The following is a 23,447-nucleotide window of genomic DNA, read 5'->3' on the forward strand; positions in this document are numbered from 1 at the left end:
TGCGGAACATTCGCGCCCACACGGCCGACTGTTCCCTGTAATTGGGTGCAGCAACAGGGCCGGAAACGCTGATTCAGGCCCTCGACCGCGCCCGTTCGCCGGATGTCGCAGGCATGCGAACTGTTTTTTGGCGTTTTATCTGACCTGAACACACCAATCAGCGTGACCTTCGGACGGTATGGCCCGCTGAAGGTCACGCGCTGCTTATCCCCTCACGCACAAATTTCACCAAAAAATCCAGAGGCCCGCTCTGAGTCGGGTACGAACCTCCTTCTTCCATTAGAGAAAGCGTGAATACTGATGTAAAAGCGCATCTTTCCGGCGATTCACGGTGTGCGGTTCTACCCCCCAGCCTGCCTAGTTTCACGTTTGACCGCCTTAAGGTGCGCCCGCTACACTTCGGGGCAATGATCTCCGTGCCAGTGAACAATAACGATAATGATCCCCACTAGGGGACGCGTTCGCTGTGCCGGTGCGCCCCCAACCTGAAACAGGTGGGGGTTTTTCAATGAAGGAGAACGACTCATGACCCAGACTGAAACGATGCCCCGAACGCTTGCGCGGGAACTGCCTCGGCACGAGGGACAGACCGTGAAAATGCAAGGTTTCCTGCACGCCCGCCGCGACCTGGGGGGCGTGCAATTCTTGGTGCTGCGCGATGTGAGCGGCATCACGCAGTGCGTGGGGAGCGGCCTGACCCTGCCGCTGGCCGAGAGCAGTGTCGAGGTGGTCGGCATGGTGAAAGCCCACCCGAAGGCGCCCGGCGGGTTCGAGGTGCAGGTTCAGGACTTCAGGGTGATCTCTGCGGCCACGGAACCCGCCCCGGTCGAGATTCCCAAGATGGAGTGGCACGTGAACCCGGAAACCATGCTGGATTACCGCGTGGTGACCGTGCGCGGCCTGAAGGAACGCGCCGCCCTGAAGGTGCAGGCTGAACTTCTGGCGGCCTTCCGCGATCACCTTCAGCAGGAAGGCTTCACTGAAATCAGCACGCCCAAGATCGTGTCGGCGGGTGCGGAGGGCGGCGCGAACCTGTTTCCCATCGATTACTTCGGGCAGCCCGCTTACCTCGCGCAGAGTCCTCAGCTTTACAAGCAGATCATGGTGGGCGTGTTCGAGCGCGTGTTCGAGGTCGCCCCGGTGTACCGCGCCGAGGAGCACGCGACCAGCCGCCACCTGAACGAGTACCTGTCCCTCGACGTGGAAATGGGCTTCATTCAGGATGAAGAAGAAGTCATGGCGCTCGAGAACCGGTTGCTGGCCGCCATCATGATCCGCCTGGAAGAACGCTGCGCCCACGAGTTCACGCTGCTGAACGCCACCATTCCCGATGTGCCCGCGCACATTCCCCGAATTTCACTGATGGACGCCCGTCAACTCGTTACCGAGAAATTCGGACATCAGGTGGGCGGGAAAGACCTGGATCCGGAAGCTGAACGCCTGCTGTCACAGCATTTCGCGCAGACGGAGGGCAGTGACTTCGTGTTTGTCACCAAGTACCCCCGCGCCGCCCGCCCGTTTTACACGCATGCCGACCACAACCCCGACGGCAGCCTGAACCCCGACACCACACGCGGTTTCGACCTGCTGTTCCGGGGCATCGAGATCACGTCCGGTGGGCAACGCATTCACGACCACGCCATGCTGATGGACAGCATCGCCGCGTATAAACTGAACCCCGAAACGCTGGAAGGCTACACCGAAGTCTTCAAGTACGGCATGCCCCCCCACGGCGGCTTCGCCATCGGCGCAGAACGCCTGACCGCGAAACTCCTCGGCATCAGCAATGTCCGCTATGCCCGCGCCTTCCCGCGCGACAGACACCGCCTGACGCCTTAAAGCACACAGAAAAGGAAAGAGGCGAGAAGGTCTTCACATTTTCTCGCCTCTTTCCCGGATTCCCTACCTTTTGCAGGTGTTCATGCCCAGCAGCCGGTACACGAGACAGAAGCCCGAGAGGCCCGTGATCAGAGCGACAGTGCCCAGCACCCACAGAATGGTAGAGGGGAGGCCGCTGGTCATCAGCGCGAGCGCGAACAGAAAGAGACTGAGGCCGATGCGCAGGTAGCGGTCAGTTGATCCTTCGTTGGCTTTCATGGAGCTATTGTGCCCAAAAGTCCAGTTCTCTGAACAGAGACGAATGTTGTGCTCTAAAGATTCTGAAGTTGCGCGTCGATTTCCCGGACGGCGAACTCGTCATCGGCCTGCTGAAAGGCCACCTGAGCGCGTTCCAGATGCAGTTTCGCGGCGTCCGGGTGGCCCTCCAGCAGACTCAGGTCGGCCATTCCCCGCTCGGCGCGGCCCAGCATTTCCGGGTCGTCGTGCTGGTGGGCGCGTTCCAGGGCCTCGGTCATGCGGTGGCGCGCTTCTTTCAGGTTCAGCAGGGCCAGGTGACACTGCGCGGCCTCGAAGGCGTTGGCGGCGAACTTGTGCGGGTCGTCGCTGTGCTTCTCGATCAGCTTGCGTTCCTCCGCGAAGAATTCCAGCGCCTTGCGGTGTTCCCCGGCCAGGCGTTCCACACGGCCCTGCTGGTGAACGGCGATGTGCTCCCACTCGTCCCCCCGGTGCTGCTCACGCAGGTTGCGGTACACCTCCCGCGCCTCCTCGTGCCGCCCCGTGTGCGAGAGAATGTACCCCAGTGCCATCTGCCCCGCCCGCGTGGGGCGCAGTTCGTCACTTGTTTGCAGAATCGACTCCGCCTGCCCGTAGCGGCGTTCGTCGATGGCCAGCCACACGTCTTGTAACATGCCCTCACGTTACTCCCGGCCAGCTCGTAAATTAGCCCTTGACAGGCCTGTTTTCACGGGTGGAAGATGGAAGGAAGTGCGGTTTTCCGCCGGTGAAGAGGCGCTGGGCCATAGCCCACGCCCCAAATCACTATCATGCGCGGCATGGAGCAATTTGCGCAGTTCAGCGTCGATCAGCAGCGTCTTTACGGCATGCTGCACACCCCGGATGCCCCTGCGCCGGCCACGGGCTGGCCGAGTGTGGTCGTTTTGCATGGGTTCACGGGCAACCGCATTGAAGGCCACCGGAACTTCGTGTTGCTGGCGCGCAAACTCGCGGAGCGTGGCGTGGCGTGCCTGCGCTTCGACTTCCGGGGCAGCGGCGAAAGTCAGGGTGACTTTTCCGAAATGACCGTGTCGCGGGAGGTTCAGGACGTTCAGGCGGCTTTCGAGTATATGCGCCGCCAGCCCGGCATAGACCCGGAGCGCGTCATGCTGCTGGGGTTCAGCATGGGCGGTCTGGTCGCGGCGCTCAGCCTGGCGAGCGTGAACCCGCACCGCCTGGCGCTGTGGTCACCCGCCCTGCCGGAACTCTGGCTTCGCCAGTTGCGCGGCGGGCTGCTGCCCCCCACCGTCACCGATTACGGCGGCTGGCCGCTGGGACGCGCTTTCCTTCAGGAAGTCGTCCGCTTAAGGCCCCTGGAAGCGGCCGCCGTCTGGGGCGGTGTGGCCCGCGTTTTCCACGGTGATCAGGATCTCACCTGCCCGCCTGCCTACGGCATCCAGTATGCCCAGGCCCTGCGCTGTGACGTGACCGCCATTCCCGGCGCAGGCCATACCTACGACTCGCTGGAGCAGGTGGACATGCTGCACCGTGAGACGATCCGGTTTCTGGCTGGAGCATAGGCTTTGGTAAGTAATTCGCGGAAAAATATGGGTGGAATGCTGTTTTTCCAGTTGCCATAAACCAGTCGCTTCAAAGTCCGATCACCGCGCCGATAAGGGCAGCGGCTGCAATGACCAGGGCAGCGTTCACGCGGGTTTTCCAGAGAAGGGCGAAGGCGAGCGTGGCGAGCACGGCACCGACCCAGTGGTGCACGCTGGAGCGCCACAGCACCAGCAGGCTGGCGAGCATGACGCCTGCCCCGAAGGGCAACAGGGAGTTGCGCAGGGCAACGGCCCAGGGGTGACGTCTGTTCCTGTACCACAGAGCGGCGACCAGGGCACTCAGGAAGGCGGTGGGGCCGTAAAAGGCGGCGGTGGCGACGGCCGCGCCGCTCCACCCGGCGATGGCGTACCCGTAGTGCGTGACCGCCAGCAGGTTCGGCCCCGGCATGACCTGCCCCAGCGCAAACCCGTTCGCCAGCACCTGCGGGGAAATCCAGTGGCGTTGCAGAACCAGGACGCGCTCCATTTCCGCCAGGTTCGCCCCGCCGAAACTCACCAGGCCCAGCCGCGCGAACTCGGCGAACATGGCCCCCAGTAGGTCTGGGCTACTCACAGGGACTCTCCTTTCACAGCGGCTTTCCCTCAGGCTTACGCGGGTGGTGAATAAGCAGGCCCACCCCCAGCAGAATCAGCAGGACGGGCAGCAGGTCAAGTCTCAGGACGCCGAGCGCCAGCCAGGTGAGCAGGGCAATCAACCAGCCCCCGCGAATGCCCAGGCCGACTTTCACCACGGGAATGGCGGCGGTCAGCAGCACCCCGATCGCTGCACATGCGGCGCCGTGCAGGGCGCTTTGCAGCCAGTCTGGCAGACCGTCACGGAGGCCCAGTGTCACCCACGACGCTGCGAGCATGGTCAGCAGTCCCGGCAGCAGAATGCCCGCCACGGCCAGGACTGCGCCCGTTTTTCCGCTCAGCCTGACCCCCACCATCGCCGCGAGGTTCACGGCGTTCGGCCCTGGCGTCAGTTGCGCCAGCGTGAACACCTCGGCAAATTCCTCGTCGGTCATCCACCCGCGTGCCACCAGGGCGCGGCGGGCGTGGGCGGGTAACCCGCCGCCGATGCCGACCAGCGCCACCCCCATAAACACCTGGAACAGCGCCCCTGGTGAGATCCCCCCCTGGATGCGAGCTAAAGCTGTGTCCGTCATGCCTGAGCCTAACTCTGCCACCCCCCGGCAAAAGGAGTACTACTCTGGGAACAACACTGAACATTATGTACGGAATTTGCGCCGCTGGTGTCTATTCAGAGGGAACTCCTCATGTTGGTATCACAAGCGGGTGCGAATGGTGTAAACTGCCGGTCATGCCTGTGAAGGAGAAGACCTTTGGTGCAGCTTGATTCTGGTGCGGTCGCGGAGGGCCGCGTCACACGCGTTACGGATTTCGGCGCGTTCATTCAGTTCGAGAACGGTGAAACGGGATTGGTTCACATTTCCCAGATCGCCCACTCGTTCGTGCGGAACATCCACGACCACGTCCGTGAGGGCGACAGTGTGGAGGTCAAGGTGCTGGGCCGCGATGAGCGGGGACGCCTCGACCTGTCCATCAAGGAACTGCTGGAAGAACCCGAAGAAGTGCCGCGTCCCCGCGCTATCGGGCGGCAAAGCCCACAGTTCGAGGCGAAGCTGCGCTCTTTTATGCGTGACGCCAAAGAGCGTACCACCACTGGCGGCGGCGGGAAAAAGCCCACCACCAAACGCAAGAAGTAAGTTGTAGGTGGCCCTTAGAACGGGCCATTTTCACTTTAATGAAAGCGTAAACGGCCGGGACAGCACAAGTCGTCAGAAGCTTGTGCCCGGCGTGGTAAAGTGAAGTTCGCCCACCACAAGAGGTTGGCAAAGCCGCCCACGAAGCCAGCATGGCTCGGGGCGCGGCGGAGGTGATGAACTATAGCGAAAGAACACAAGGTCAACGAGCAGATCAGGGTCAGGCAAATTCGTCTGATCGGTGGTGAAGGCGAGCAGATCGGCATCATCGATACGCGCGACGCCATGAACATGGCCCGTGAACAGGGTCTCGATCTGGTCATGGTCAGTCCGCAAGCCGTTCCGCCCGTGTGCCGCCTGCTCGACTATGGCCGGTTCCGCTACGAGCAGCAGCAGAACGAGAAGGAAAATCGCAAACGCGCCCGCAGTCATGAAGTCAAGGCCATCAAGTTCCGTGTGAAAATTGATGACCATGACTTCAAGACCAAAACGGGACACGTGCGCCGCTTTCTGGAAGAAGGACACAAGGTCAAGGTCACCATCATGTTCCGTGGCCGTGAACGTACCCACCCGGAACTGGGTGAACGCATTCTGGTGCGGGTGGCCGAAACCCTGGCGGACATCGGCGCGCCGGAAGGCATGCCCAGCATGATGGGCATGGACATGAACATGATCATGGCCCCCAAACCCGGCGCGGTCAAGAAAGAGCGCCTCGCTGACGAAGAGGGCAAAGTGGACGCCGACAAGGCCGAAACCACGCTACCCCCCACACAACCCGAGGCGAGCGAAGCTCCAGCGAACGCCTGAACGCCACAACAACGGACGGGAGATGACCATGACCGGTCATCCCCGTCTTTTTGATGATCCAATTCGGGAAATTTCCCTGGTTGTTCAGTGATTGAATTCGCAGCGCGTTCAGGGTGAAAGGACAGCCACCTTGTTGTGATTGACCTGCTGTTTCTGGGCTTGCTGTGGGCGAACAGCGTCGGCTCGTTCACGACGCTGTTCGGCTATCTGGGCGACCTCGTTTTCGTCCCGTGGGTCTGCCTACCCGTCATCGGTGTCCTGATGAGCATTCTCGCCTTTGTTTTCCGCTAGCTTAAGAGCATGATCAAGATGTACACGACCAGCTGGTGCCCCGACTGCCACGCCGCCAAGCGCGCCCTGAGCACTAAGGGGCTGGCCTTCGAGGAAATCAACATCGAGCAGGATGAGCAGGCCGCCGAGTTCGTCATGAGCGTGAACGGAGGCCGCCGCAGCGTTCCCACGCTGGTCAGCGGCGATGTGGCGCACAGCCTCAGCGGCTTTCGCCCGCAGAAACTGGACGCCTTCCTGGCCGAAGCTGGCCTGTAATCTTTATGGAGGGCTCGCCCATGCCGGACTGGAAGGTCACGGCAGGCGACGTTGAAGCGGCCTCGGCCGTTCTTCTTGCAACCGCAAACGCCCTGATCGGGCGCGGGCAACTGCTGTGGCCCCCGCAAAGCCTCACGCCTCAGGGGCTCCTGCGCCATTACCCGCAGGAGTCGTGGCGGGTCGCGTGGCAAGGCGGGCAAGCGGTCGCGGCCTACTCCCTGCTGACCACTGACCCCCTGTTCTGGCCGGCTGACCCGCCGGGTGAGGCCCGTTATCTGCACAAACTGGGCGTTGTGCCGGACTGCCAGGGGCAGGGCTTAGCTCACGTAATGCTGCGGCATGCCGTGCAGGAAACCCGGGTGGCGGGCTGCCCGTGGTTGAAGCTGGACACCGCCGCTGACCGGGCTAAACTCCGCGCCCTGTACACCAGCTTCGGTTTCGAAGAGGTCGGTGAGCGCCAGGTGGGGTCTTTTCTCGTTACGCTGCTGCGCCTGCCGGTTACTTTGTGATTGCCTGCTCGAAGGCCAGCGTGGGCGTGCCGTTGCCACCCACCGTGTAAAAACGCAGCTTCACTTCGGATTCGTTCACCCGCAGCCAGGTGAACCCCGGCTGATGGAATTCCTGAAACAGGGCGGGGCGGTGGCCGCGCTGGGCACTTTCTCCCTGTCCGGCCGCGCCGCTGACCACCTGCCAGGTGCCCGGGCACTCCGGCTGCGGCGCGAACAGTTGCAGGGCGTGATCGTGACCGCTAAAAATGACGTCCACGTCGCCGCACACCGACCTGTAAAGCGAGTGCACCGCGTCGCCACGTTGCTGGGCGGTGGGCAGGCGATCATAGGCCCCGGCCTCTCCATGCCTGGCGTTGCTGAACAGGGGGTGATGGCCCAGCAGGAATGTCCAGGGGGCCACGCTGCTTGTGGCCTTCTGCGTCAACCAGGCCCGCTGCGCCACGTCCCACGACCCTCCCGGACGCTCCTGGGGCCGGCGCGAGGGCAGGTAGGCCGCCAGGGGAGCCGTGTCCACCGCGAGCACCTCGGCCACCTTGCCCAGCCGGGCGCGGTAAAACCTGTCCGGCATGACCCAGCGCGAATTGACCCGCGAGTACGCCACCTGAACCTCTGCCCCGCCCGGGTTGGCGCCGTCACCGCCCCACAACAGCGACTCGTCGTGGTTGCCCGGAATCATCAGGAAAGGAAAGCCCAGCCCGCCGTACAGGTTCTCGAAGCGCTCGCGGAACAGTGGAGAGTCCACACGAGCCGGCCCGGACGGATAGAAATTGTCGCCCAGCCCGACCCCCAGGTCGCAGCCCCACTCCCGGCACACCGCCTGCATGGCCCGCGCCACCGCCCGCTGCTCGGGCCGACCTGTGCCCTGGTCACCCATGACCACCAGGCGGTACTCGACGCGTGGCGGCACCGGTTCAACGACCGTGTCCTGCACAGCCAGATCATGCACAGTGACCGGAGCACGCGAGGGCGCGCAGCCCACCAGCAACCCCATCAGCGCCGTTCCCCGCAGCATGACCGTCAGCAAACGCATGACCGGAGCATAACCCGCCCGGTTCGCCGCGCGGGAAGCGCCTCGGCACAGAGTATTGACGGTGGAGCGATGACGGTTTCATAGGCGTGTCCCTCATGCCCGGCGGGCCCTGCCGCGCGAGACTGCACTTCCCACAGGGAAAGGAGCTGCACCATGACCGATCCAGGAGACCGCGCCACCACCGACGCCAACGTTCGCCGCGACTTGCCCGACGCTGCCCCTGAAACCGTGAACTCCGGCATCGGCGAGGAAGGCCACGACGACAAGATCAAGAACAACGAGCGCGAACAGGCCCGCATCAACAGCCAGAATCCAGATCCGCTCGACAAGTAAAGCCAACGAAAAGAGGCCGCAAGGAGCGAACTTGCGGCCTCTTTTTTGGATGGTCAACCCAGGTCGGTTTTCGAGTACAGCGCCGTCACCTGTAAGTTCAAGGCCTCCAGGGCGGCCTTCCCTCCCTGCTCGCGGTCAATCACGCACAGGACGTGTTCGACGACCGCGCCGCGCTCCCGCAGGGCATGGACGGCAGCGATCACCGCCCCACCGGAAGTGACGACATCCTCCACGATCGTCAGGCGTTTGCCCGCGATGTCGGCGCCTTCGGCCAGCTGGCAGGTGCCGTATGCCTTGGCTTCTTTGCGAACGAATACGGCCGGCAGGCCCGTCACGGCGGACAGCATGGTCACCACCGGAATCCCGCCCATCTCCAGGCCAGCCAGATACTCCGTATCGGCGGGAACGTGGGGAGCGAGGCTTTCGGCCACGGCCCGCAGAATGCGCGGGTCGGACTCGAAACGGTACTTGTCGAAGTAGGAGTCGCTGACCACGCCGGAACGGAGCGTGAACGAACCGCTCAGCAAGGCTGCGTCCCGGATGGCGTGCGCCAGTTCGCTGCGGTTCAAGCCTCTTCCCGCTGGAAGGCCACCTGACCGTTCACCACGGTCAGCACCGGCCAGCCTTTGAGCATCTGGCCCTGCCAGGGCGTGAATTTCGCCTTGCTCTTGAACCCGGCGGGGTTCACTTCGCGTTCTGTGGTCAGGTCGAGCACCACCAGATCGGCGGGAGCGCCCGCTTCCAGCGTGGGTTCAGGCCAGCCCATCACGCGGGCGGGGGCAGCGGTCATCAGGTCGAGGAGTTTCTCCAGGCCCAGCTTCGCGCCAAACTTCGTCCACATGATCGGGAAGGCGATCTCGATGTAGGCGATGCCGCTGGGGGCTTCCAGCAGGTCGCGTTCCTTCTCGGCCTTCGTGTGGGGCGCGTGGTCGGTGGCGATGCAGTCCACGCTGCCGTCCAGCAGCCCTTCCAGCAGATAATCGGCGTCCGCACGGCTGCGCAGGGGCGGGGCGACCTTGTACATGGCGTCGAAGCTGCGCAGGGCCTCGTCGGTCAGGTCGAGATGGTGCGGGCAGACCTCACAGGTGACGGGCAGGCCGCGTTTTTTCGCCTCGCGCACGATGTCCAGTTCACGCGCCGTCGAGAGGTGCTGCACGTGCAGCCGCGCTCCCGTCAGGGCCACGAGTTCCATGTCGCGGGCCACGCGGGCCGCCGCCGCCGCCGCCGGGTTGCCGGGCAGGCCCAGTTCCTCGGACACCACGCCCTCGTTCATCACGCCGCCTGCGCGTAGGCCAGCATCCTCGGCGTGCACGCTGATCACCATGTTCAGGGACTTGGCATATTCCAGCCCCAGGCGCAGCACCCGGGCGTTCTCGTTGGTCAGGCCGTCATCCGTGAACATCACTGCCCCGGCGTCCTTCAGGTAACTCAGTTCGGCCAGCCCCTCTCCCAGCTGGCCCTTCGTGAGCGCCGCCGCCGGTTTCAGGCGCGCAAATCCCAGGCCGTTCGCCTTTTCGATCAGGCTTTGCACCAGCGCCGGATCGTCGATCACGGGCCGCGTGTTCGGCATGCACACCACTGTGCCGTAGCCGCCCGCCGCCGCCGCCGCGAGGCCGGACGCCAGGTCTTCCTTCTCGGTCTGCCCCGGCTCGCGCAGGTGGGCGTGCAACTCGATCAGGGCCGGCGCCAGCGTGCCGCCCTGCCCGTCAATCACCTCACCTTCGTCACCCAGGTTCCAGCCCTTGATTTTTCCGTCCTCAACGGTTACGGACTCCAGTTGCTCAGAACCCACACGCTTGATGTTTGTAATCGTTAACGTCATTGTTGACCTCTTCTTTCGTGAATTAACGGCTTCTGTCTCTCAGCACTTCAAAGCCAACGAACTCGTAGTCCTGCAATTCCTCGACCTTCACGCCCCGTTGAATCAGTGGCGGGGTCTTCCAGCCCAGGTGCGCTCCGCAGGTCGTGAGCCCATTCACATAAGTCACTTCGGTGCTCACTGTGCGGTCGGCCGCGCGGCTCAGCTGGACTTCCAGACGAGGGTAATAAATGGTCTCCACCTGCTCGACCCGCCCGGTCGGCTTGTGGCGGTACGTCTCGCGCACTTCGGCGTTCAGGGGTTGAAACGCGCACTTCCTGAAACCCAGGCGGGCATCACTGTGCAGCCCGAACTGGGCGCAGGTGGGTTGCCCGAACTGCTTTTGCACGTCCGCCGCACGCTCCACCACCTGCAACACCCGCATTTGCAGCGTCTCGAACGCCGTTTCCCTGTCCACGTACACCACCACACTGCCGCCTTTCACGGGCTGCACCATGACCGACAGCCCCGCCTGCCCGGACGGAAAGAGAAACCGGTTGCGCCCCTGCGTCACCGCGGCCTGCCCATAAAACACGAGGCTCAGCAGCCGGGCCACCTCGGCAGGAGCGTCACGGAACTCGGCGCACGAGACCTTCAGCTGTGGGCTGGAAGGCTGGCACACCTTCTGAACCTGGCTGTCCAGCGGAACCCAGGAGAACGGCCCTGCTTCCCGCACCTGCCCCACGCCCCCCGCTTGCGGTGTGGGTACAGGTGCAGCGGCTACAGGTGAAACTGCCTCCACTCCCAGCACGCCCCAGAACGCCTCGCCGGACAGGCGCACCAGCCTGGCATTCAACTTCTGGACGGCCCTGACCTGCGGTGAATCCGGCCCATAGACTGCCGGGGAACACGCGCCCACCCAGGCCTTCAGCATAAGCAGCGTGGTGAAGGCGGCGGCCCGCTTCACTTGCCCCCCGGCAGTTCTGAAACCGGCACGCGCCGCACGCCCTGGGCGTCACTCAGCACGGCGATGTCGCCATTGAACACCGCCGCGATCAGGGCGTTTCCGGCAGCGTCCGTCTGCGCGCTGCAGCGCTCCAGGTTCAGGAACTTGCTGGTTTTCTTCATGCCGAACAGGTCGTCCGTGCAGGGCGTGGGCGGCACGGCCTTGCCCGTTTCGTAGTAGGCGTTGCTGACCGCCACGCGCACCAGCCGCACGTAATCCAGCGCCTCGGCCTCCGTGGAGGCGGGCGTGGCCTCGCGCTTGCAGGCGCTCAGCAGCAACAGTGCCAGGGTAAAAATTCGTTTCAAGCGTTCCTCCGTGTCTGCCACAGGTGCCACACCAGCGCCACTCCCCACATCAGGAACAGCGGATCCCACAGGAAGGCGTGCCCCAGCATGGCCGGACGGTCGTAAGCCCCGAAGTTGACGAGTCCGCCCAGCACGGCCAGCGAGGTGAGGGTCACGAAGCCACCGTACAGCACCAGGAACACGCCGCCCACCCAACTGATCCCGCGCCAGAGCTTTGGCCAGGGGAGGCGGCCCTGCGCGTTAAGGAGCGGAATCACCGCCGCCAGCGCCTTGAACAGCGCGATGAGGCCCAGCACCAGACTTGCACTGAGAGGGCCAGATTTCACGAAATCCTGCGGCCTCTGGCCCACCGTATCCAGTAGCCACGTGCCCCCCAGCGCCCAGTACAGGCTGAACGCCGCGTGAATCACGCCCACGAGGAAGGCGATTCTCACGGCCCGCATGGCAGGGGCTGGGGGCAGACTTACTCCCGTCCGACCAGCAGGTGGTACAGGACGCTCATGCGGATGGCCTGGCCGTTCTCGACCTGCCGCAGGATGCGGCTGCGTGGGCCGTCGGCAGCCTCGGTGCTGATTTCCAGGTCGCGGTTCATGGGGCCGGGGTGCAGCACGATTGCGCCGCTCTCGGCTTCCCCCATCAGTTTCTCGTTGACCTGGAACTGGTCGGCGTACTCCTGGAGGCTACTCAGGTAACCGCCCGTCATGCGTTCCTGCTGGAGGCGCAGGGCCATGACGGCGTGTGCGCCCCTGACGGCCTCGCGCGGGTCGCTGGTGACAGTCACGCCGGGCAGGGCGGCCAGGTCGGCGGGAAGCAGGGTGGCGGGGCCGCACAGCATGACCTGCGCGCCCAATTTGGGCAGCAGTTCGGCGTTGCTGCGGGCCACGCGGCTGTGGCGCACGTCCCCGATGATGGTGACCTTTTTGCCTTCCAGGCTGCCGTATTCCTGCCGGATGGTGTAGGCGTCGAGCAGGGCCTGAGTGGGGTGGGCGCGGCGTCCGTCGCCGGCGTTGATGACGGGTTTGCCGGTGTAGCGGGCGACCAGGTGCGCGGCGCCGCTGGCGTGGTGGCGCACTACGTAGGCGTCCACCTTGTATTGCGTCAGGACTTCCACCGTGTCACGCAGGCTCTCGCCCTTGCTGACGCTGCTGCTGCCGGCAGCGAAGGTGAACACGTCGGCGCTCATGCGGCGGGCGGCCAGTTCGAAGCTGGTGCGGGTGCGGGTGCTGTTCTCGAAAAACGCCAGGCACACCGTCTGGCCTTGCAGCGCCGGAACCTTCTTCACCGGCCGGTCGAGCACCTGAAGCATGGTGTCGGCGTTGTCCAGCAGTGCCGTCAGGCGTTCGGGCGTCCACTCCTGGAAGTCCAGCAGGTGGCGGGGGCGGGGCGTGTGGGGTGTGGGGCTCGTCATTTAATGTCCTCCAGATCCCACAGTTCCACGATGTCCACACCGTCCGTTTCCTGCAATTTCACCTTCACGACCTCATGCCGGGCGGTGGGCAGGTTTTTTGCCACGTAGTCGGCGCGAATGGGCAACTCACGGTGCCCCCGGTCGATCAGGACGGCCAGTTGAATGCCCTCGGGGCGGCCCAGGTCGATCAGCGCGTCCAGCGCCGCGCGAACGGTGCGGCCGGTGTACAGCACGTCATCCACCAGAATCACGCGGCGGTGCGCGATATCGAACGGCACGCGCGTTTCGCGGATGATCGGCTGGTGCGCCACTTCCGAGAGGTCGTCGCGGTAAAGCGTGATGTCCAGCATGCCCATGGGCACTTCAACGCCCTCGAGTTCACTGAGTTTCTGCGCCAGGCGCTCGGCCAGCGGAAGGCCGCGCGTGTGAATGCCGATGATGGCGAGGCTCTCGGCGCCCTTGTTGCGCTCGACGATCTCGTGCGCGATGCGGGTCAGGCCGCGCCGCAATTCGTCGGCGGTCAGGATGGTGGCTTTGGGGTCAGCCACGGCGCGCCTCCTGCGGGGCGGGGGCCATAAAAAAACGCCCGTGCAGCGCGTGCTGACGGTTCCGATGTGCTTCTTGCATACCTACTCCTTCTCTTGCCTCACTGGGCCTGCCTCTCTGGGCGGGTGCAGCCTCACGGGACTGCGGAGAGATGGACTTTCTGTTTTGCCGGGGCCGTGTTGCCCGGGCCGCTCCAGAGTGTAGCAGGCGGCAAAGTCAGTGGGGACGGTCAAGCCCGGGAGTGTCCAGCCCAGGTAGGACGCGCTGAGGGCTGCTGTTGTCAGTTTCAGGCAATGGGCCACAGGTCACCAAGATAAACACGCACTAAACTTGACACAATAAGACTCAGGTTTTACTATAGATATATCTGAGTGCAAGGCGCTCAAGTTTCATCTCAGGAGGTACATCAGATGATGCGATTTGATCCTTTCCGTGAAATCGAAGAACTGGCCCAGCGCATGGATCGCGGCTTTACCGGCAACAGCAGTGTGGCCCGTTTCAGCCCGCCCGTGGACATTCACGAGGACGAGCAGGGCCTGGAACTGACCCTCGATCTGCCAGGCGTGTCCCCCGACACCCTGAACATCGAAGCCGAGAACAGCACCCTGACCGTGCAGGCCGAGCGCAAGTACAGCCGCGTGGAGGGCAAGACCGCCCACCGCGTCGAACGCGCTTACGGCACATTTACCCGCACCTTCAGCATTCCCACCAAGTACGACCTGAGCAAAGTCGAAGCCGACTTCGACCACGGCACCCTGACCCTGAAAGTCCCGCGCAGTGAAGCCGCCCAGAAGCGCAGCATCACCGTGCGCACTGGCGGTCAGGCCAGCCAGCCGAAGACGGTCGAGGCCGACGCACAGAGCTGATTCGCCTCTGGTCTCCCGGTATAGAGAAAGCCCCCCGTCACGCATGCGGGGGTTTTTTCATGTTTGCTTTCAGGGGGCGGCGCTGGCCAGGTGCAGGTGATCTGTCCGGGCGATGTCCACCGCCAGGGTCTCCCGGGTAATGGGGTCGACCTGCAGGACGCTGTAAGCCGTATTGCGGTGCTCGGTCGTCCGCGAAGCCCAGCTGGCCCCGTAGTCGAGGTTCAGCAACGTGGCCAGCAGGCCCGTGATGGCGACGCCGTGGGAGACGAGAATCACGCTTTCGCCTGCCCTGGGCCAGTGTGCCAGCGCAAACTCGTGCATGCGCCGGGCAACCTGCGCGGGCGTTTCGCCGCCGGGGGCGCCTGCGTGCGGGTCGCCGTTCCAGAAACGCCGGCTCAGTTCTGGGTGCACGGCGGCCACATCGTCGTACAGGCGGCCTTCCCAGTCGCCCACATGAATTTCACGCAGGGCCGCCTGGGCGTGCAGGGTGCCGCCCAGCGCCGTGAACAGCGCCTCGGCGGTGGCGTAGGCGCGGCTCAGGTCGCTGGCGTGAATTACCGGGCCGCTGATCCCCTGCGCCCGCAGGTGCGCCGCCAGTCGGCGGGCCTGCTCGCGGCCGGTGTCGTCCAGCGGGGCGTCCAGGTGGCCCTGCCAGCGCCGCTCGGCGTTGTACGCGGTCTGACCGTGGCGCACCAGAATGAGGCTTGCAGGCCGGGATTTGGGGGTCGGGTGCTTCGCGTCTGGGGGGGCAAGCTCGGGTTCAGGCATCATGAAACGCCTCTACACTAGAGCATTGGACAAAAGAACGCCGTGCTTTTTGTCCGATCAGGGCGAAGAATGAAGTTGTGCGGAGTGAGGTTCTCGGCAGCACGGAGTTCGGAGACCTGCTCTCCGCCATGACCACCGTGACCCCCATTCAGGGCTGCTGGCGGTCATACATGCGCTGGCGTTCCCGGAACGCGGCCTTCTGCGCGGGTGTGGTCTGGCTAAAGCAGTGGGGGCAACTCACGCCTTCCTCGAAGTGCGGATGCGTGAGCTCAGCGGCGCTCAGCGGCCAGCCGCACGAGTGGCACATCACCGCGCCGCCTTCCCGCAGGCCGTGCCCCACCGTCACGCGGCCGTCGAACACGAAGCACTCGCCCTGCCAGCGGCTTTCCGGTTCCGGCATGTCCTCCAGGTATTGCAGGATGCCGCCTTTCAAGTGGTACACGTCCTGAAAACCTTTTTCCAGCAGCAGGCTGGTGCTTTTTTCACAGCGGATGCCGCCGGTGCAGAACATGGCGATTTTCTTGCCCTGCGCCCCCGCCAGGTGTTCGTCCACCCACGCCGGAAACTCACGGAACGAGTCGGTGTCCGGGTGAATGGCGTCCTTAAAAGTGCCGGCCTTCACCTCGTAACGGTTGCGGGTGTCTACCACAATCACGTCTTCCTGCTCCAGCAGGGCGTTCCACTCCTGCGGGGTCAGGTAGGTGCCCACCTGTTCACGCGGGGCCACCGGCACGCCCAGCGTCACGATCTCCTTTTTCAGGCGCACCTTGAAGCGCTTGAAGGGCCGCTCGGTGGCCGTGGACTCCTTGTACTCCAGGCCAGTAAACCCGGCACCCAGCAGAAAGTCGTGCAGGGCCGTAATCGCCTCACGCGACCCGGCCACCGTGCCGTTGATGCCTTCCCCGGCCACGACCAGGGTGCCGCACAGGTTCAGCCGCCCGCCCAGCGCCAGCAACGCCGCACGCAACCCCGCCGGGTCACTCAGCGCTCGGAACTGGTACAGGGCCGCCACGATAAAAACAGGCTGGGAAGAACGCGCGCCGGAACTCACGCCCCGCATGATACCGGGCCGTGACTGAAAACCGTGCTGAGCGGGAGAGATATGAGCCGCGCATGCCTAAATTCCCGTCTGGCCCGTCCTGGCCCCGCGTGCTAGCTTCCCCTTTATGCCAATCAAGTGTGGTCGAGCGTGCTGACCCTGGCCATTATCGGGGTGGGCCTGCTGGCGGGCGTGCTGGGGGCCATTCTGGGCCTGGGCGGCGGCGTGGTGGTGGTGCCTGCCCTGGAATTCGTGATGCCGCTGTTCGGGCATCACCTGACCATCACGCAGGCCATCGCCGCCTCGCAGATCGGTGTGCTGGCGGTGGGGCTGTCGGGCGCGGCGGCTTACCTGCAACAGGGCCTGGTGCGGGCCAGAACCGGGTATATGCTCGCGCCCTTCACCATCGTGGGCGGGGCCATCGGCAGCTTCCTGGGGCTGGTGCTGCCTGCCAAAACGGTGGCGACCGTCTTTGCCCTGCTGCTGCTGTACTCCGCCTACAACCTCTTGAGGGGGCTGAAGCGCGTGGAGGTCGAGCGCCCGCCCTCGCGCCTGGTGCCGCCCGCCATGACCCTGGCCGGGATCACCAGCGGCCTGCTGGGCATCGGCGGCGGCACCGTGCAGGTGCCCGTCATGAACCTGCTGGGCGGCATGCCCATCCGCCAGGCCATCGCCACCAGCACCTTCATCATGGGGCTCACCGCTGTCGGTAACGCGCTGGTGTACCAGGCGGGCGGTCAGCTGGACGTGCGGCTGGCCGCCGGGGTGGCCTTCGGGGTGCTGGTCGGTGCTCGCCTGGGCGCGGGGCTGCAAAGCAAGATCCCCGCCGCACAACTGAAGCTGTTCTTCAGCCTGCTGCTGCTGTTTACCGCCGGGCAACTGCTGTGGAAGTACTGGGGGCACGCATGACCGCGCGTGAAACGCCACAACATCACAAAGACCACGCCGAACTGGCCGGCCTGCCCGCCTGGCTGTACCCCGCCGGGTTCTGGGTCACGCTGGTTCTCCTGGCGCTGGGCGTCCTAGTGCCGCGCCTGTCGTTCCTGGGCGTCATCAGCATCGGCACCGTGCCGGTGCTGGCCACCCTGTGGGTCGCCGTGACCGCCTGGCAGCGGGATCGCCGCCTCAGCCTCGCGGCGCTCGCGGCCCTCGGCGGGCTGGCCCTGGTGTTTCTAGTCAAACAATTTGTGTGAAGTGAGCTTGCGGCATAGGCCCAGGACTGCTCTCTCGCCCTACGCCCACACACACCGCGCCGGACACCCGGTGATGTTCCCGCCTTAAACTTCCCCCATGAGCGCCCCGGTTCGCAAGGTGATTCACGTGGACATGGACGCGTTTTACGCCTCGGTGGAGCAGCGCGACGACCCGGCGCTGCGCGGGCGGGCGCTGGCGGTGGCGTGGGGCGGTAAACGCAGCGTGGTCCTGACCGCCAGTTACCAGGCCCGCGTGTTCGGCGTGCGCAGCGCCATGCCGCTGTACCGGGCGCTGGAACGCTGCCCGGAGCTGCTGGTGGTGCCGCCGCGCTTCGAGGCGTACCGCGAGGTCAGCACGCAGATTCGCGCGGTGTTTCACGAGTTCACGCCGCTGGTCGAGCCGCTGTCGCTGGACGAGGCTTACCTGGACGTGACTTACCCGCTGAAAGGCGGCCCGAGTGCCACGCGCCTGGCCGGGCGCATCAAGCGCGACATTCTGGACTGCACCGGCCTGAGCGCCACGGCGGGCGTCAGCGTGAACAAGTTCCTGGCAAAACTGGCGAGTGGGCTGCACAAACCCGACGGTTTGACGGTCATCTTGCCCGAGCAGGTGGAGGCACTGCTGGCCCCGCTGCCCGTCACGGACTTCCACGGCATCGGCCCGGCCACGGCGGCGCGGTTGCGAGCACACGGCATCCACACCGGAGCCGACCTGCGGCGCAGCGACCCGGCCCAGCTGGCCGGGTGGTTCGGCAAGGTCGGCGAGCATTACTGGCGCGTCGCCCACGGGCTGGACGACCGCCCCGTCGACCCGCACCGCCCACACAAGAGCATCGGCGCGGAGGAGACGTACGGCGACGACCTGCGCGGCGTGCAGGTGGTGCGGCAGGCGCTGCCCCCCATCGCCACGAGTGTCGAGCGCCGGCTCCTGCGCGCGGGCCTGGCTGGGCGCACCGTGGTGCTGAAAATCAAGTACGACGACTGGAGCATCGTCACGCGCCGCACCACCCTGACGCACGCCATCTGGCACGCCGGGGAACTGGCGCAGGTCGCGTCCAACCTGGTGACGCCGGAACTCGTGCAGGGCCGGGCGGTGCGCCTGCTGGGCATCACCTGCGCGGGCCTGGTGCCTCCCTACGACCCGCCGCCCCGCCTGCTGTGACCTTCGCTGGGCGGCCGGTCGTACAGGCTGGCGTAATGGGCGCCCAGTTCCTCCAGAAAGCGCATCTCGCGCTTGGTGGTGGTGCTGCTGTGCACCGACTCGACACTGAGCAGGGCGGCGCCCACTGCCAGCACCGAAGCCCCGGCAATGGCCAGCAGCAGCGGCAAAATACCCATGCTGCGGGCCGTGAGGCTCTCCACGCCGATCAGCAAGCTGGTCAGCACCAGCAACATCACCGCCAGGTAAAAAGCCCGCAGGGCGCGGTGCAGGTAACGCGTGCGGCGGGTCAGGCGCGGCAGCTGCGCGATAATCATGCTTTTTTCCTCGCGGGCCAGCGGCTGGCGCTGCCCTTCCTCGCTGACCAGTTCCTTGAAGCGCGCCGTCAGCGCCCGCACCCGGTCGGTGCTGCGGCCCAGCCGTGCGCTGGTGCTCATGATCAGCGTGCCCGCGCCGCTGATCAGCACGGCGGGCGTGATCATGGCGGTCAGGACACTTAAACTCTGGTCGGCCATACCTGAGGGCAGGTTATACCCATTGCGGAAAGAGCGCTTGTTGTGTGGCTATCTTTCTTTCCTGAACCGAAGTGAGCAGCAAACAGACGTGCTGCGGGAGAGGGAAGAGGATGGCGGCACTTTCCCGCCATTCTCTGGTATTGGACGGTGTGGAACTCGCTGGCCGGGCGCGCCACACCCTCAAGGCCGTCTTGGCCTTCCTCACAAGAGCATTTCCGCGCTCGGCTAAGCTGAGTCACGCGCCGCTTTCCCTGCACAGGCGCCGCACCTTCAGGAGACCCGCCCTTGACGCCACCCCAACTGCCCACAAAGCCCGCCCACACTGTCCCCGAGTACCTGCTGCACCTGTGGAGGAAACCGCTGATCCGGGCCGCCGTGTACGCGCTGCTGGTGCTGTTGGCCTGGCGACTGGCGCGGCAGGTGATGGGCGCCATCGTCCTGATTGGCGTGGCCTACGCCATTTCCTACGTGGTCAACCCGCTGCTGGTGTGGCTGGAGAAACGCGGTCTGCGGCGCGGCGGCAGCATCCTGCTGATCCTGCTGGGGTTCCTGGCGGTCACGGGTCTGCTGATCTGGACGGTCGCCACGCAGGTCACCAGTTTTCTGGCGGGCCTGCCGGTGCTGCTCAGCCGCCTGCCGGAACTGGTGCAGGGCTGGCTCGACCCGCACCGCGACATTCCGGCGGTGGCCCAGATGGAAGACAAGCTGGTCACGTACCTGCGCGAAAAGGTCAGCGACGTCGGCGCGAACATCGGCCCCATCACCGCCGAGGTGCTGAACCCCAACTCCGCCATCATGGGCCGCCTGACCGGCGTGCTGGGCTGGCTGGGGCAGGCCACCGTGGTGCTGACCCTGGCCATGTTCTTCATGGTGGATCATGCCCAGCCGGGGCGCATGCTGCTGGGCCTGCTGCCGCGCCAGTGGCAATCGGTGGCGGCCCGCCTCTCCGAGGACGTCAGCCAGTCGTTCGGCATCTATTTGCGTGGCACGCTGATCACCGGCGGCGTCATCAGCCTGATCGCCGGGGCCGGCCTGCTGGCGCTGAAGGTGCCCAACGCCCTGGCACTGGCCCTCCTGACCGGCATCCTGGCCCTCATTCCCTTTTTCGGCATGGTGCTGGCCACCATTCCCGTGCTGCTCCAGGCCATTCCGCAGGGCACCAATACCCTGATCGGCGTCAGTATCCTGTACTTCGCCATCAACCAGGTGGCCTTCAACGTCGTGTCCCCGATGGTCATGGGCCGCGCCAGCAACATCAGCGCCGCCGGCATCATGGTGGCTGTGCTGATCGGCGCCTCGGCCTTCGGGCTGGCCGGCGCGCTGCTGGCCATTCCCGCCGCCATCCTGCTGCAACGCTGGGTAACGCGCTACTGGCTCTACAGCCCCGCCCATGAGGGCATTCGCCCCGCCCCGCTGGCCGTGGAAGCCACCCCCACGCCCGCCACCGACGATGACCTGCTGCATTCGCCCTTCAAACAGAATTGATGCCAGAGTAGGTTGGCCAGAGTAGGTTGGAAAGTGGACTCATGCGGGGTGCCCTTCCACGCATGAGTCCATTTAGATAACTGCACCGTCTTTCCCGACGGCTGCGGCAAATTCAGTCGTTTTTCACGCGCTGCGCAGCTTTGCAAGTCGGCCAGAAAGATGCCGTGCTTTTCGCCATCTTTTTGGCAAATGCGGTAGACTATTTTGATGCCTCTGCCCCTCCTCCTTGACCTGCACCCCGATCAGTACCCCCTGAGCGGTTTCCGGCGCACTCAGCTGCTCTCGTGGGTGTTCGAGCAGGGCGTCGGCACCTTCGACGCCATGACCAACCTGTCCGCCGACACCCGGCGCGAGCTGCAAGAGAAGTACAGCCTCAATCCCTTCCGCGACATCGAGACGGTGCGCAGCCACGACGGCAGCGTCAAGTACCTGTTCACGCTGTTCGACGGGCGGCAGATGGAAGCCGTGTACATGCCTTACCTCGACCGCAAGACCATCTGCGTGTCCACCATGGTCGGCTGCCCGGCGCGCTGCGCTTTTTGCGCCACCGGGGCCATGGGCTTCGGCCGCAACCTCACCCCCGGCGAAATCGTGGGGCAGGTTCTGGCGGTGGCGGGCGGCGAAGGCATTGCCCCGCGCGAGATCAGGAACCTGGTGTTCATGGGCATGGGCGAAGCCATGCTGAACTACGATTTCACCATGCAGGCCGCCCGCATCCTGCTGCACCCGCAGGCGCTCGGCATGAGCAAGCGCCGCATCACCCTGTCCACCGTCGGCATCGCCAAGGGCATTCGCCGCCTGACCGAGGAAGATGACCTGGGCATCAAGCTCGCCATCAGCCTGCATGCCCCCGACGAGGACACCCGCCAGCGCATCATCCCCACCGGAGCCGCCAACTCCATTGCCGAGATCATGGCCGCCGCCCGCGAGTATCAGGCGGTCACCGGCCGCCGTATCACCATGGAATACACCATGCTGCGCGGCCTCAACGACCACCTCTGGCAGGCCGAACTCCTGGCCGACCTACTGCGCGGCCTGGTCAGCCACGTGAACCTGATTCCCATGAACCCCTGGGACGGCAGCGGCTTCGAGAGCAGCACCGAGGAGCAGATTCAGGCGTTCTACGACACGTTGCAGGCCAGGGGTGTGGACGTGTCGGTGCGCCGCTCACGCGGCAAAGATGCCGGGGCCGCCTGCGGACAGCTGGCGCTGAAACGGCCCACAGCCGCGACGGGTGACGGGTATGCGGGGGCGTAAGCTCCTCTAGAGAGTGGGGGCCGGTCATATGGTTTTGCTGACTTCCCCAGTCCCCCAGACCCCTATCCCCAGGGAGCTTTTGTTGGCACTGGGCAGGGGTGGTTATTTGCAGTTGTTGGCGCTGGGAAGGGGCTTAAAGCAGCAGGGCCGAATGTGTTGAACGTCCGGTTTCGCAGTGTCAGGCCCGTGCGCCGCGCGCCCGGCGGCCTTCGGTCTGATGGAACCGTTATGTTGTCGGGCTGAGGGTAGAAAAGAAAAGCCCTCTCTTCGGGGAAGAGGGGAGGGCCGCATGGACGGTGGAAGTTTACTTCGTGACGGCTTTCAGGTGCAGCTGGAGGCTTTTCATATCGGCGTCGCTGAGTTTCGGGAACTTGGGCATCATGGCTTTCAGGGGAACGCCCTTGTCGTCTTTGCCCTGCTTCAGGGCGCGTTTGAAGAGGTCGTACTTCCACTTGCTGGCGTCCTTGAGGCTGGGGCCGATGGCGCCCTGGGCTTTGTCACCGTGGCAGGCGGCGCAGTTGGCGTCAAAGACTTTTTTGCCGGCGGCGGCGCTGGGAGCCGCGCTGGCGAAGGTCAGGAAGCTCAGGGCGGTGGCGGCCAGAATCCATTTTTTCATGCCCACAGTGTACGCCTGACCGGTAGGTCAGGGGGTGAGGAGTGTCCCGGTCCCCGCTGCGCGGCCCTGTTGCATTACACTTGGCTGGAAATGGCACACGCGAACGATGACGCCCTGTACGCCCAATGGCTCGAACTGCTCGGCTGGATGCAAGCCGAAGCGCAGCAGCGCGGCCTGACCTTCGAGAAGGTCGCCGACTTCCCCGATTACATCTACCGCATGGAACGCCCCTACGACCTGCCCACCACGGTCATGAGCGCCAGCCTGAATGCCGAGGGCCAGCCGCTTTTCGTGGCCGGCGTCAGCCCCCGACACGCCCAGCTCAAGGGCGTGAGCCTGCGCCTGATGGGCGGTAGCAAACACTGGCACCTGCACGCCGGCACGCGTGGTCTGCTGGAAGGCAAGCGCCCCTTTACCCGCGAGCGCCTGGCGACCATCCTGAACGGCGCCGAGCGCGGCATGACCACCCGCAGCGCGTAGGGCGGACAACCGGGGCAGGCGCGGCCGAGTCAACTGACCGGCCGCGCCTGCCTCTGCTCTTGTTCGAGTGGTCGCTCACCTGGTACGGTGGAGGCGAGTTGGGCGCAGGATGACCCAGCGTTAAGTTAGGTGAAAGCCGCTTCAATTCCCCTTGCCCTCTTGCGAAGAGGAGATGAGGGCTTTTCTCAATTTGTCGGGAGCGCACAATTAAAATGTAGTGGATACCGTTCAATGTGAAACGAGCAGATGAATTCGCTGTCCTCACCGTCAGGAAGAACGGCGATTAGGGGTTGACAACGAAGGGCGGAGGTGCGAAGCGTAAGTTGTAGGCGGCAACGATGAGGGCCACCTTCAAGCGTAAGGCCGTCCAGGTTTTCACCTGCCCCCAACGCAATCCGCGC

The 23,447-nt window shown here is 64.8% G+C and carries 31 protein-coding genes; 15 read left to right on the plus strand and 16 right to left on the minus strand.

Annotation, left to right across the window (positions count from 1 at the left end; translation table 11 throughout):
* Positions 1 to 543 precede the first annotated feature (543 nt).
* Positions 544 to 1,839 (plus strand): aspartate--tRNA(Asn) ligase, encoded by a 1,296-nt coding sequence (gene aspS, locus E5Z01_RS10630; RefSeq protein ID WP_420810841.1) that lies wholly within the window; start codon positions 544 to 546, stop codon positions 1,837 to 1,839.
* A gap of 63 nt (positions 1,840 to 1,902) precedes the next feature.
* On the opposite strand, the gene E5Z01_RS10635 is transcribed toward aspS, so the two are convergent.
* Both E5Z01_RS10635 and E5Z01_RS10640 read right to left on the minus strand, forming a co-directional pair.
* Positions 1,903 to 2,097: a YgaP family membrane protein gene (locus tag E5Z01_RS10635; RefSeq protein ID WP_135229332.1), complete on the minus strand. Its 195-nt coding sequence runs from the start codon at positions 2,095 to 2,097 to the stop codon at positions 1,903 to 1,905.
* A gap of 53 nt (positions 2,098 to 2,150) precedes the next feature.
* Positions 2,151 to 2,747: a tetratricopeptide repeat protein gene (locus E5Z01_RS10640; protein WP_135229333.1), complete on the minus strand. Its 597-nt coding sequence runs from the start codon at positions 2,745 to 2,747 to the stop codon at positions 2,151 to 2,153.
* Positions 2,748 to 2,891: 144 nt separating this feature from the next.
* Between E5Z01_RS10640 and E5Z01_RS10645 the strand changes: the two genes are divergently transcribed.
* Positions 2,892 to 3,632, plus strand: coding sequence for an alpha/beta hydrolase (locus E5Z01_RS10645; protein ID WP_135229334.1), 741 nt, complete (start codon positions 2,892 to 2,894; stop codon positions 3,630 to 3,632).
* 70 nt (positions 3,633 to 3,702) lie between these two features.
* Here the strand turns inward: E5Z01_RS10645 and E5Z01_RS10650 are convergent, their stop codons facing one another.
* Positions 3,703 to 4,227, minus strand: a complete 525-nt coding sequence (locus tag E5Z01_RS10650) for a chromate transporter (RefSeq protein WP_240738296.1) — start codon at positions 4,225 to 4,227, stop codon at positions 3,703 to 3,705.
* Positions 4,228 to 4,240: 13 nt separating this feature from the next.
* Positions 4,241 to 4,822: a chromate transporter gene (locus tag E5Z01_RS10655; protein WP_135229335.1), complete on the minus strand. Its 582-nt coding sequence runs from the start codon at positions 4,820 to 4,822 to the stop codon at positions 4,241 to 4,243.
* 177 nt (positions 4,823 to 4,999) lie between these two features.
* On the opposite strand from E5Z01_RS10655, the gene E5Z01_RS10660 reads away from it, so the two are divergent.
* The 5 genes from E5Z01_RS10660 to E5Z01_RS10675 all read left to right on the plus strand — a co-directional run bounded on the left by E5Z01_RS10660 (position 5,000) and on the right by E5Z01_RS10675 (position 7,242).
* On the plus strand, positions 5,000 to 5,383 hold the full coding sequence (locus E5Z01_RS10660; RefSeq protein WP_119761960.1) for a S1 RNA-binding domain-containing protein: 384 nt from the start codon (positions 5,000 to 5,002) through the stop codon (positions 5,381 to 5,383).
* Positions 5,384 to 5,563: 180 nt separating this feature from the next.
* The gene (gene infC / locus E5Z01_RS10665) at positions 5,564 to 6,187 is read left to right on the plus strand and encodes a translation initiation factor IF-3 (protein WP_135229336.1); all 624 of its coding nucleotides are present in this window, start codon (positions 5,564 to 5,566) and stop codon (positions 6,185 to 6,187) included.
* A gap of 135 nt (positions 6,188 to 6,322) precedes the next feature.
* Positions 6,323 to 6,478, plus strand: a complete 156-nt coding sequence (locus tag E5Z01_RS19515) for a hypothetical protein (protein WP_167757871.1) — start codon at positions 6,323 to 6,325, stop codon at positions 6,476 to 6,478.
* Between the two features lie 9 nt (positions 6,479 to 6,487).
* Positions 6,488 to 6,733 carry a glutaredoxin domain-containing protein gene (locus tag E5Z01_RS10670; RefSeq protein WP_119761955.1) on the plus strand — a complete coding sequence of 82 codons (246 nt, stop codon included), beginning with the start codon at positions 6,488 to 6,490 and terminating at the stop codon, positions 6,731 to 6,733.
* Positions 6,734 to 6,753: 20 nt separating this feature from the next.
* Entirely contained in the window at positions 6,754 to 7,242 is a 489-nt protein-coding gene (locus E5Z01_RS10675) for a GNAT family N-acetyltransferase (RefSeq protein ID WP_135229337.1), read from the plus strand.
* On the opposite strand, the gene E5Z01_RS10680 is transcribed toward E5Z01_RS10675, so the two are convergent.
* The gene (locus E5Z01_RS10680) at positions 7,232 to 8,272 is read right to left on the minus strand and encodes a metallophosphoesterase (RefSeq protein WP_240738297.1); all 1,041 of its coding nucleotides are present in this window, start codon (positions 8,270 to 8,272) and stop codon (positions 7,232 to 7,234) included. The genes E5Z01_RS10675 and E5Z01_RS10680 overlap by 11 nt on opposite strands.
* A gap of 153 nt (positions 8,273 to 8,425) precedes the next feature.
* Between E5Z01_RS10680 and E5Z01_RS10685 the strand changes: the two genes are divergently transcribed.
* Entirely contained in the window at positions 8,426 to 8,605 is a 180-nt protein-coding gene (locus E5Z01_RS10685) for a hypothetical protein (RefSeq protein WP_135229338.1), read from the plus strand.
* A 53-nt stretch (positions 8,606 to 8,658) separates the two neighbouring features.
* Here E5Z01_RS10685 and pyrE read toward each other — a convergent pair whose 3' ends face one another.
* The 7 genes from pyrE to pyrR are packed head-to-tail and all read right to left on the minus strand — an operon-like array spanning position 8,659 to position 13,670.
* Positions 8,659 to 9,174, minus strand: a complete 516-nt coding sequence (gene pyrE / locus E5Z01_RS10690) for an orotate phosphoribosyltransferase (protein WP_135229339.1) — start codon at positions 9,172 to 9,174, stop codon at positions 8,659 to 8,661.
* Positions 9,171 to 10,427, minus strand: a complete 1,257-nt coding sequence (locus E5Z01_RS10695) for a dihydroorotase (protein ID WP_135229340.1) — start codon at positions 10,425 to 10,427, stop codon at positions 9,171 to 9,173. Before E5Z01_RS10695 ends, pyrE begins: the two co-directional genes overlap by 4 nt.
* A gap of 22 nt (positions 10,428 to 10,449) precedes the next feature.
* Positions 10,450 to 11,370, minus strand: coding sequence for a hypothetical protein (locus E5Z01_RS10700; RefSeq protein ID WP_135229341.1), 921 nt, complete (start codon positions 11,368 to 11,370; stop codon positions 10,450 to 10,452).
* A complete protein-coding gene (locus E5Z01_RS10705) occupies positions 11,367 to 11,714 on the minus strand; it encodes a hypothetical protein (protein ID WP_135229342.1) in 348 nt (115 codons plus the stop codon). The genes E5Z01_RS10700 and E5Z01_RS10705 overlap by 4 nt, the downstream gene beginning before the upstream one ends.
* Complete coding sequence (locus E5Z01_RS10710) at positions 11,711 to 12,157, minus strand: DUF3995 domain-containing protein (protein ID WP_135229343.1); 447 nt, start codon at positions 12,155 to 12,157, stop codon at positions 11,711 to 11,713. Before E5Z01_RS10710 ends, E5Z01_RS10705 begins: the two co-directional genes overlap by 4 nt.
* A gap of 20 nt (positions 12,158 to 12,177) precedes the next feature.
* Complete coding sequence (locus E5Z01_RS10715) at positions 12,178 to 13,122, minus strand: aspartate carbamoyltransferase catalytic subunit (RefSeq protein ID WP_135229344.1); 945 nt, start codon at positions 13,120 to 13,122, stop codon at positions 12,178 to 12,180.
* The gene (pyrR, locus tag E5Z01_RS10720; protein WP_135229345.1) at positions 13,119 to 13,670 is read right to left on the minus strand and encodes a bifunctional pyr operon transcriptional regulator/uracil phosphoribosyltransferase PyrR; all 552 of its coding nucleotides are present in this window, start codon (positions 13,668 to 13,670) and stop codon (positions 13,119 to 13,121) included. The genes E5Z01_RS10715 and pyrR overlap by 4 nt, the downstream gene beginning before the upstream one ends.
* Positions 13,671 to 14,078: 408 nt before the next feature.
* On the opposite strand from pyrR, the gene E5Z01_RS10725 reads away from it, so the two are divergent.
* A complete protein-coding gene (locus E5Z01_RS10725; protein ID WP_135229346.1) occupies positions 14,079 to 14,534 on the plus strand; it encodes an Hsp20/alpha crystallin family protein in 456 nt (151 codons plus the stop codon).
* Between the two features lie 69 nt (positions 14,535 to 14,603).
* On the opposite strand, the gene E5Z01_RS10730 is transcribed toward E5Z01_RS10725, so the two are convergent.
* Positions 14,604 to 15,305 carry a histidine phosphatase family protein gene (locus E5Z01_RS10730; protein ID WP_240738298.1) on the minus strand — a complete coding sequence of 234 codons (702 nt, stop codon included), beginning with the start codon at positions 15,303 to 15,305 and terminating at the stop codon, positions 14,604 to 14,606.
* Positions 15,306 to 15,450: 145 nt separating this feature from the next.
* Positions 15,451 to 16,353 (minus strand): oxygen-dependent tRNA uridine(34) hydroxylase TrhO, encoded by a 903-nt coding sequence (gene trhO / locus E5Z01_RS10735; protein WP_240738299.1) that lies wholly within the window; start codon positions 16,351 to 16,353, stop codon positions 15,451 to 15,453.
* Between the two features lie 141 nt (positions 16,354 to 16,494).
* On the opposite strand from trhO, the gene E5Z01_RS10740 reads away from it, so the two are divergent.
* The 3 genes from E5Z01_RS10740 (at position 16,495) to dinB (ending at position 18,696) form a co-directional block, all read left to right on the plus strand.
* Positions 16,495 to 17,250, plus strand: coding sequence for a sulfite exporter TauE/SafE family protein (locus E5Z01_RS10740; protein ID WP_135229368.1), 756 nt, complete (start codon positions 16,495 to 16,497; stop codon positions 17,248 to 17,250).
* Positions 17,247 to 17,534: a hypothetical protein gene (locus tag E5Z01_RS10745; RefSeq protein WP_135229348.1), complete on the plus strand. Its 288-nt coding sequence runs from the start codon at positions 17,247 to 17,249 to the stop codon at positions 17,532 to 17,534. Before E5Z01_RS10740 ends, E5Z01_RS10745 begins: the two co-directional genes overlap by 4 nt.
* 97 nt (positions 17,535 to 17,631) lie before the next feature.
* Positions 17,632 to 18,696, plus strand: coding sequence for a DNA polymerase IV (gene dinB, locus E5Z01_RS10750; RefSeq protein WP_135229349.1), 1,065 nt, complete (start codon positions 17,632 to 17,634; stop codon positions 18,694 to 18,696).
* Here the strand turns inward: dinB and E5Z01_RS10755 are convergent.
* The gene (locus tag E5Z01_RS10755; RefSeq protein ID WP_135229350.1) at positions 18,669 to 19,208 is read right to left on the minus strand and encodes a DUF2721 domain-containing protein; all 540 of its coding nucleotides are present in this window, start codon (positions 19,206 to 19,208) and stop codon (positions 18,669 to 18,671) included. The genes dinB and E5Z01_RS10755 overlap by 28 nt on opposite strands.
* A gap of 285 nt (positions 19,209 to 19,493) precedes the next feature.
* On the opposite strand from E5Z01_RS10755, the gene E5Z01_RS10760 reads away from it, so the two are divergent.
* Positions 19,494 to 20,693 (plus strand): AI-2E family transporter, encoded by a 1,200-nt coding sequence (locus tag E5Z01_RS10760; RefSeq protein ID WP_135229351.1) that lies wholly within the window; start codon positions 19,494 to 19,496, stop codon positions 20,691 to 20,693.
* 213 nt (positions 20,694 to 20,906) lie between these two features.
* Positions 20,907 to 21,950, plus strand: coding sequence for a dual-specificity RNA methyltransferase RlmN (gene rlmN, locus E5Z01_RS10765; protein WP_135229369.1), 1,044 nt, complete (start codon positions 20,907 to 20,909; stop codon positions 21,948 to 21,950).
* 304 nt (positions 21,951 to 22,254) lie between these two features.
* Here rlmN and E5Z01_RS10770 read toward each other — a convergent pair whose 3' ends face one another.
* Positions 22,255 to 22,566: a c-type cytochrome gene (locus E5Z01_RS10770; protein ID WP_135229352.1), complete on the minus strand. Its 312-nt coding sequence runs from the start codon at positions 22,564 to 22,566 to the stop codon at positions 22,255 to 22,257.
* Positions 22,567 to 22,656: 90 nt separating this feature from the next.
* Here E5Z01_RS10770 and E5Z01_RS10775 point away from each other — a divergent pair, with 90 nt between their 5' ends.
* Entirely contained in the window at positions 22,657 to 23,046 is a 390-nt protein-coding gene (locus E5Z01_RS10775; RefSeq protein WP_135229353.1) for an NADH-quinone oxidoreductase subunit 15, read from the plus strand.
* The last annotated feature ends 401 nt before the right edge of the window (positions 23,047 to 23,447 follow it).

This window comes from Deinococcus fonticola, from assembly GCF_004634215.1.
GTDB lineage: Bacteria > Deinococcota > Deinococci > Deinococcales > Deinococcaceae > Deinococcus > Deinococcus fonticola.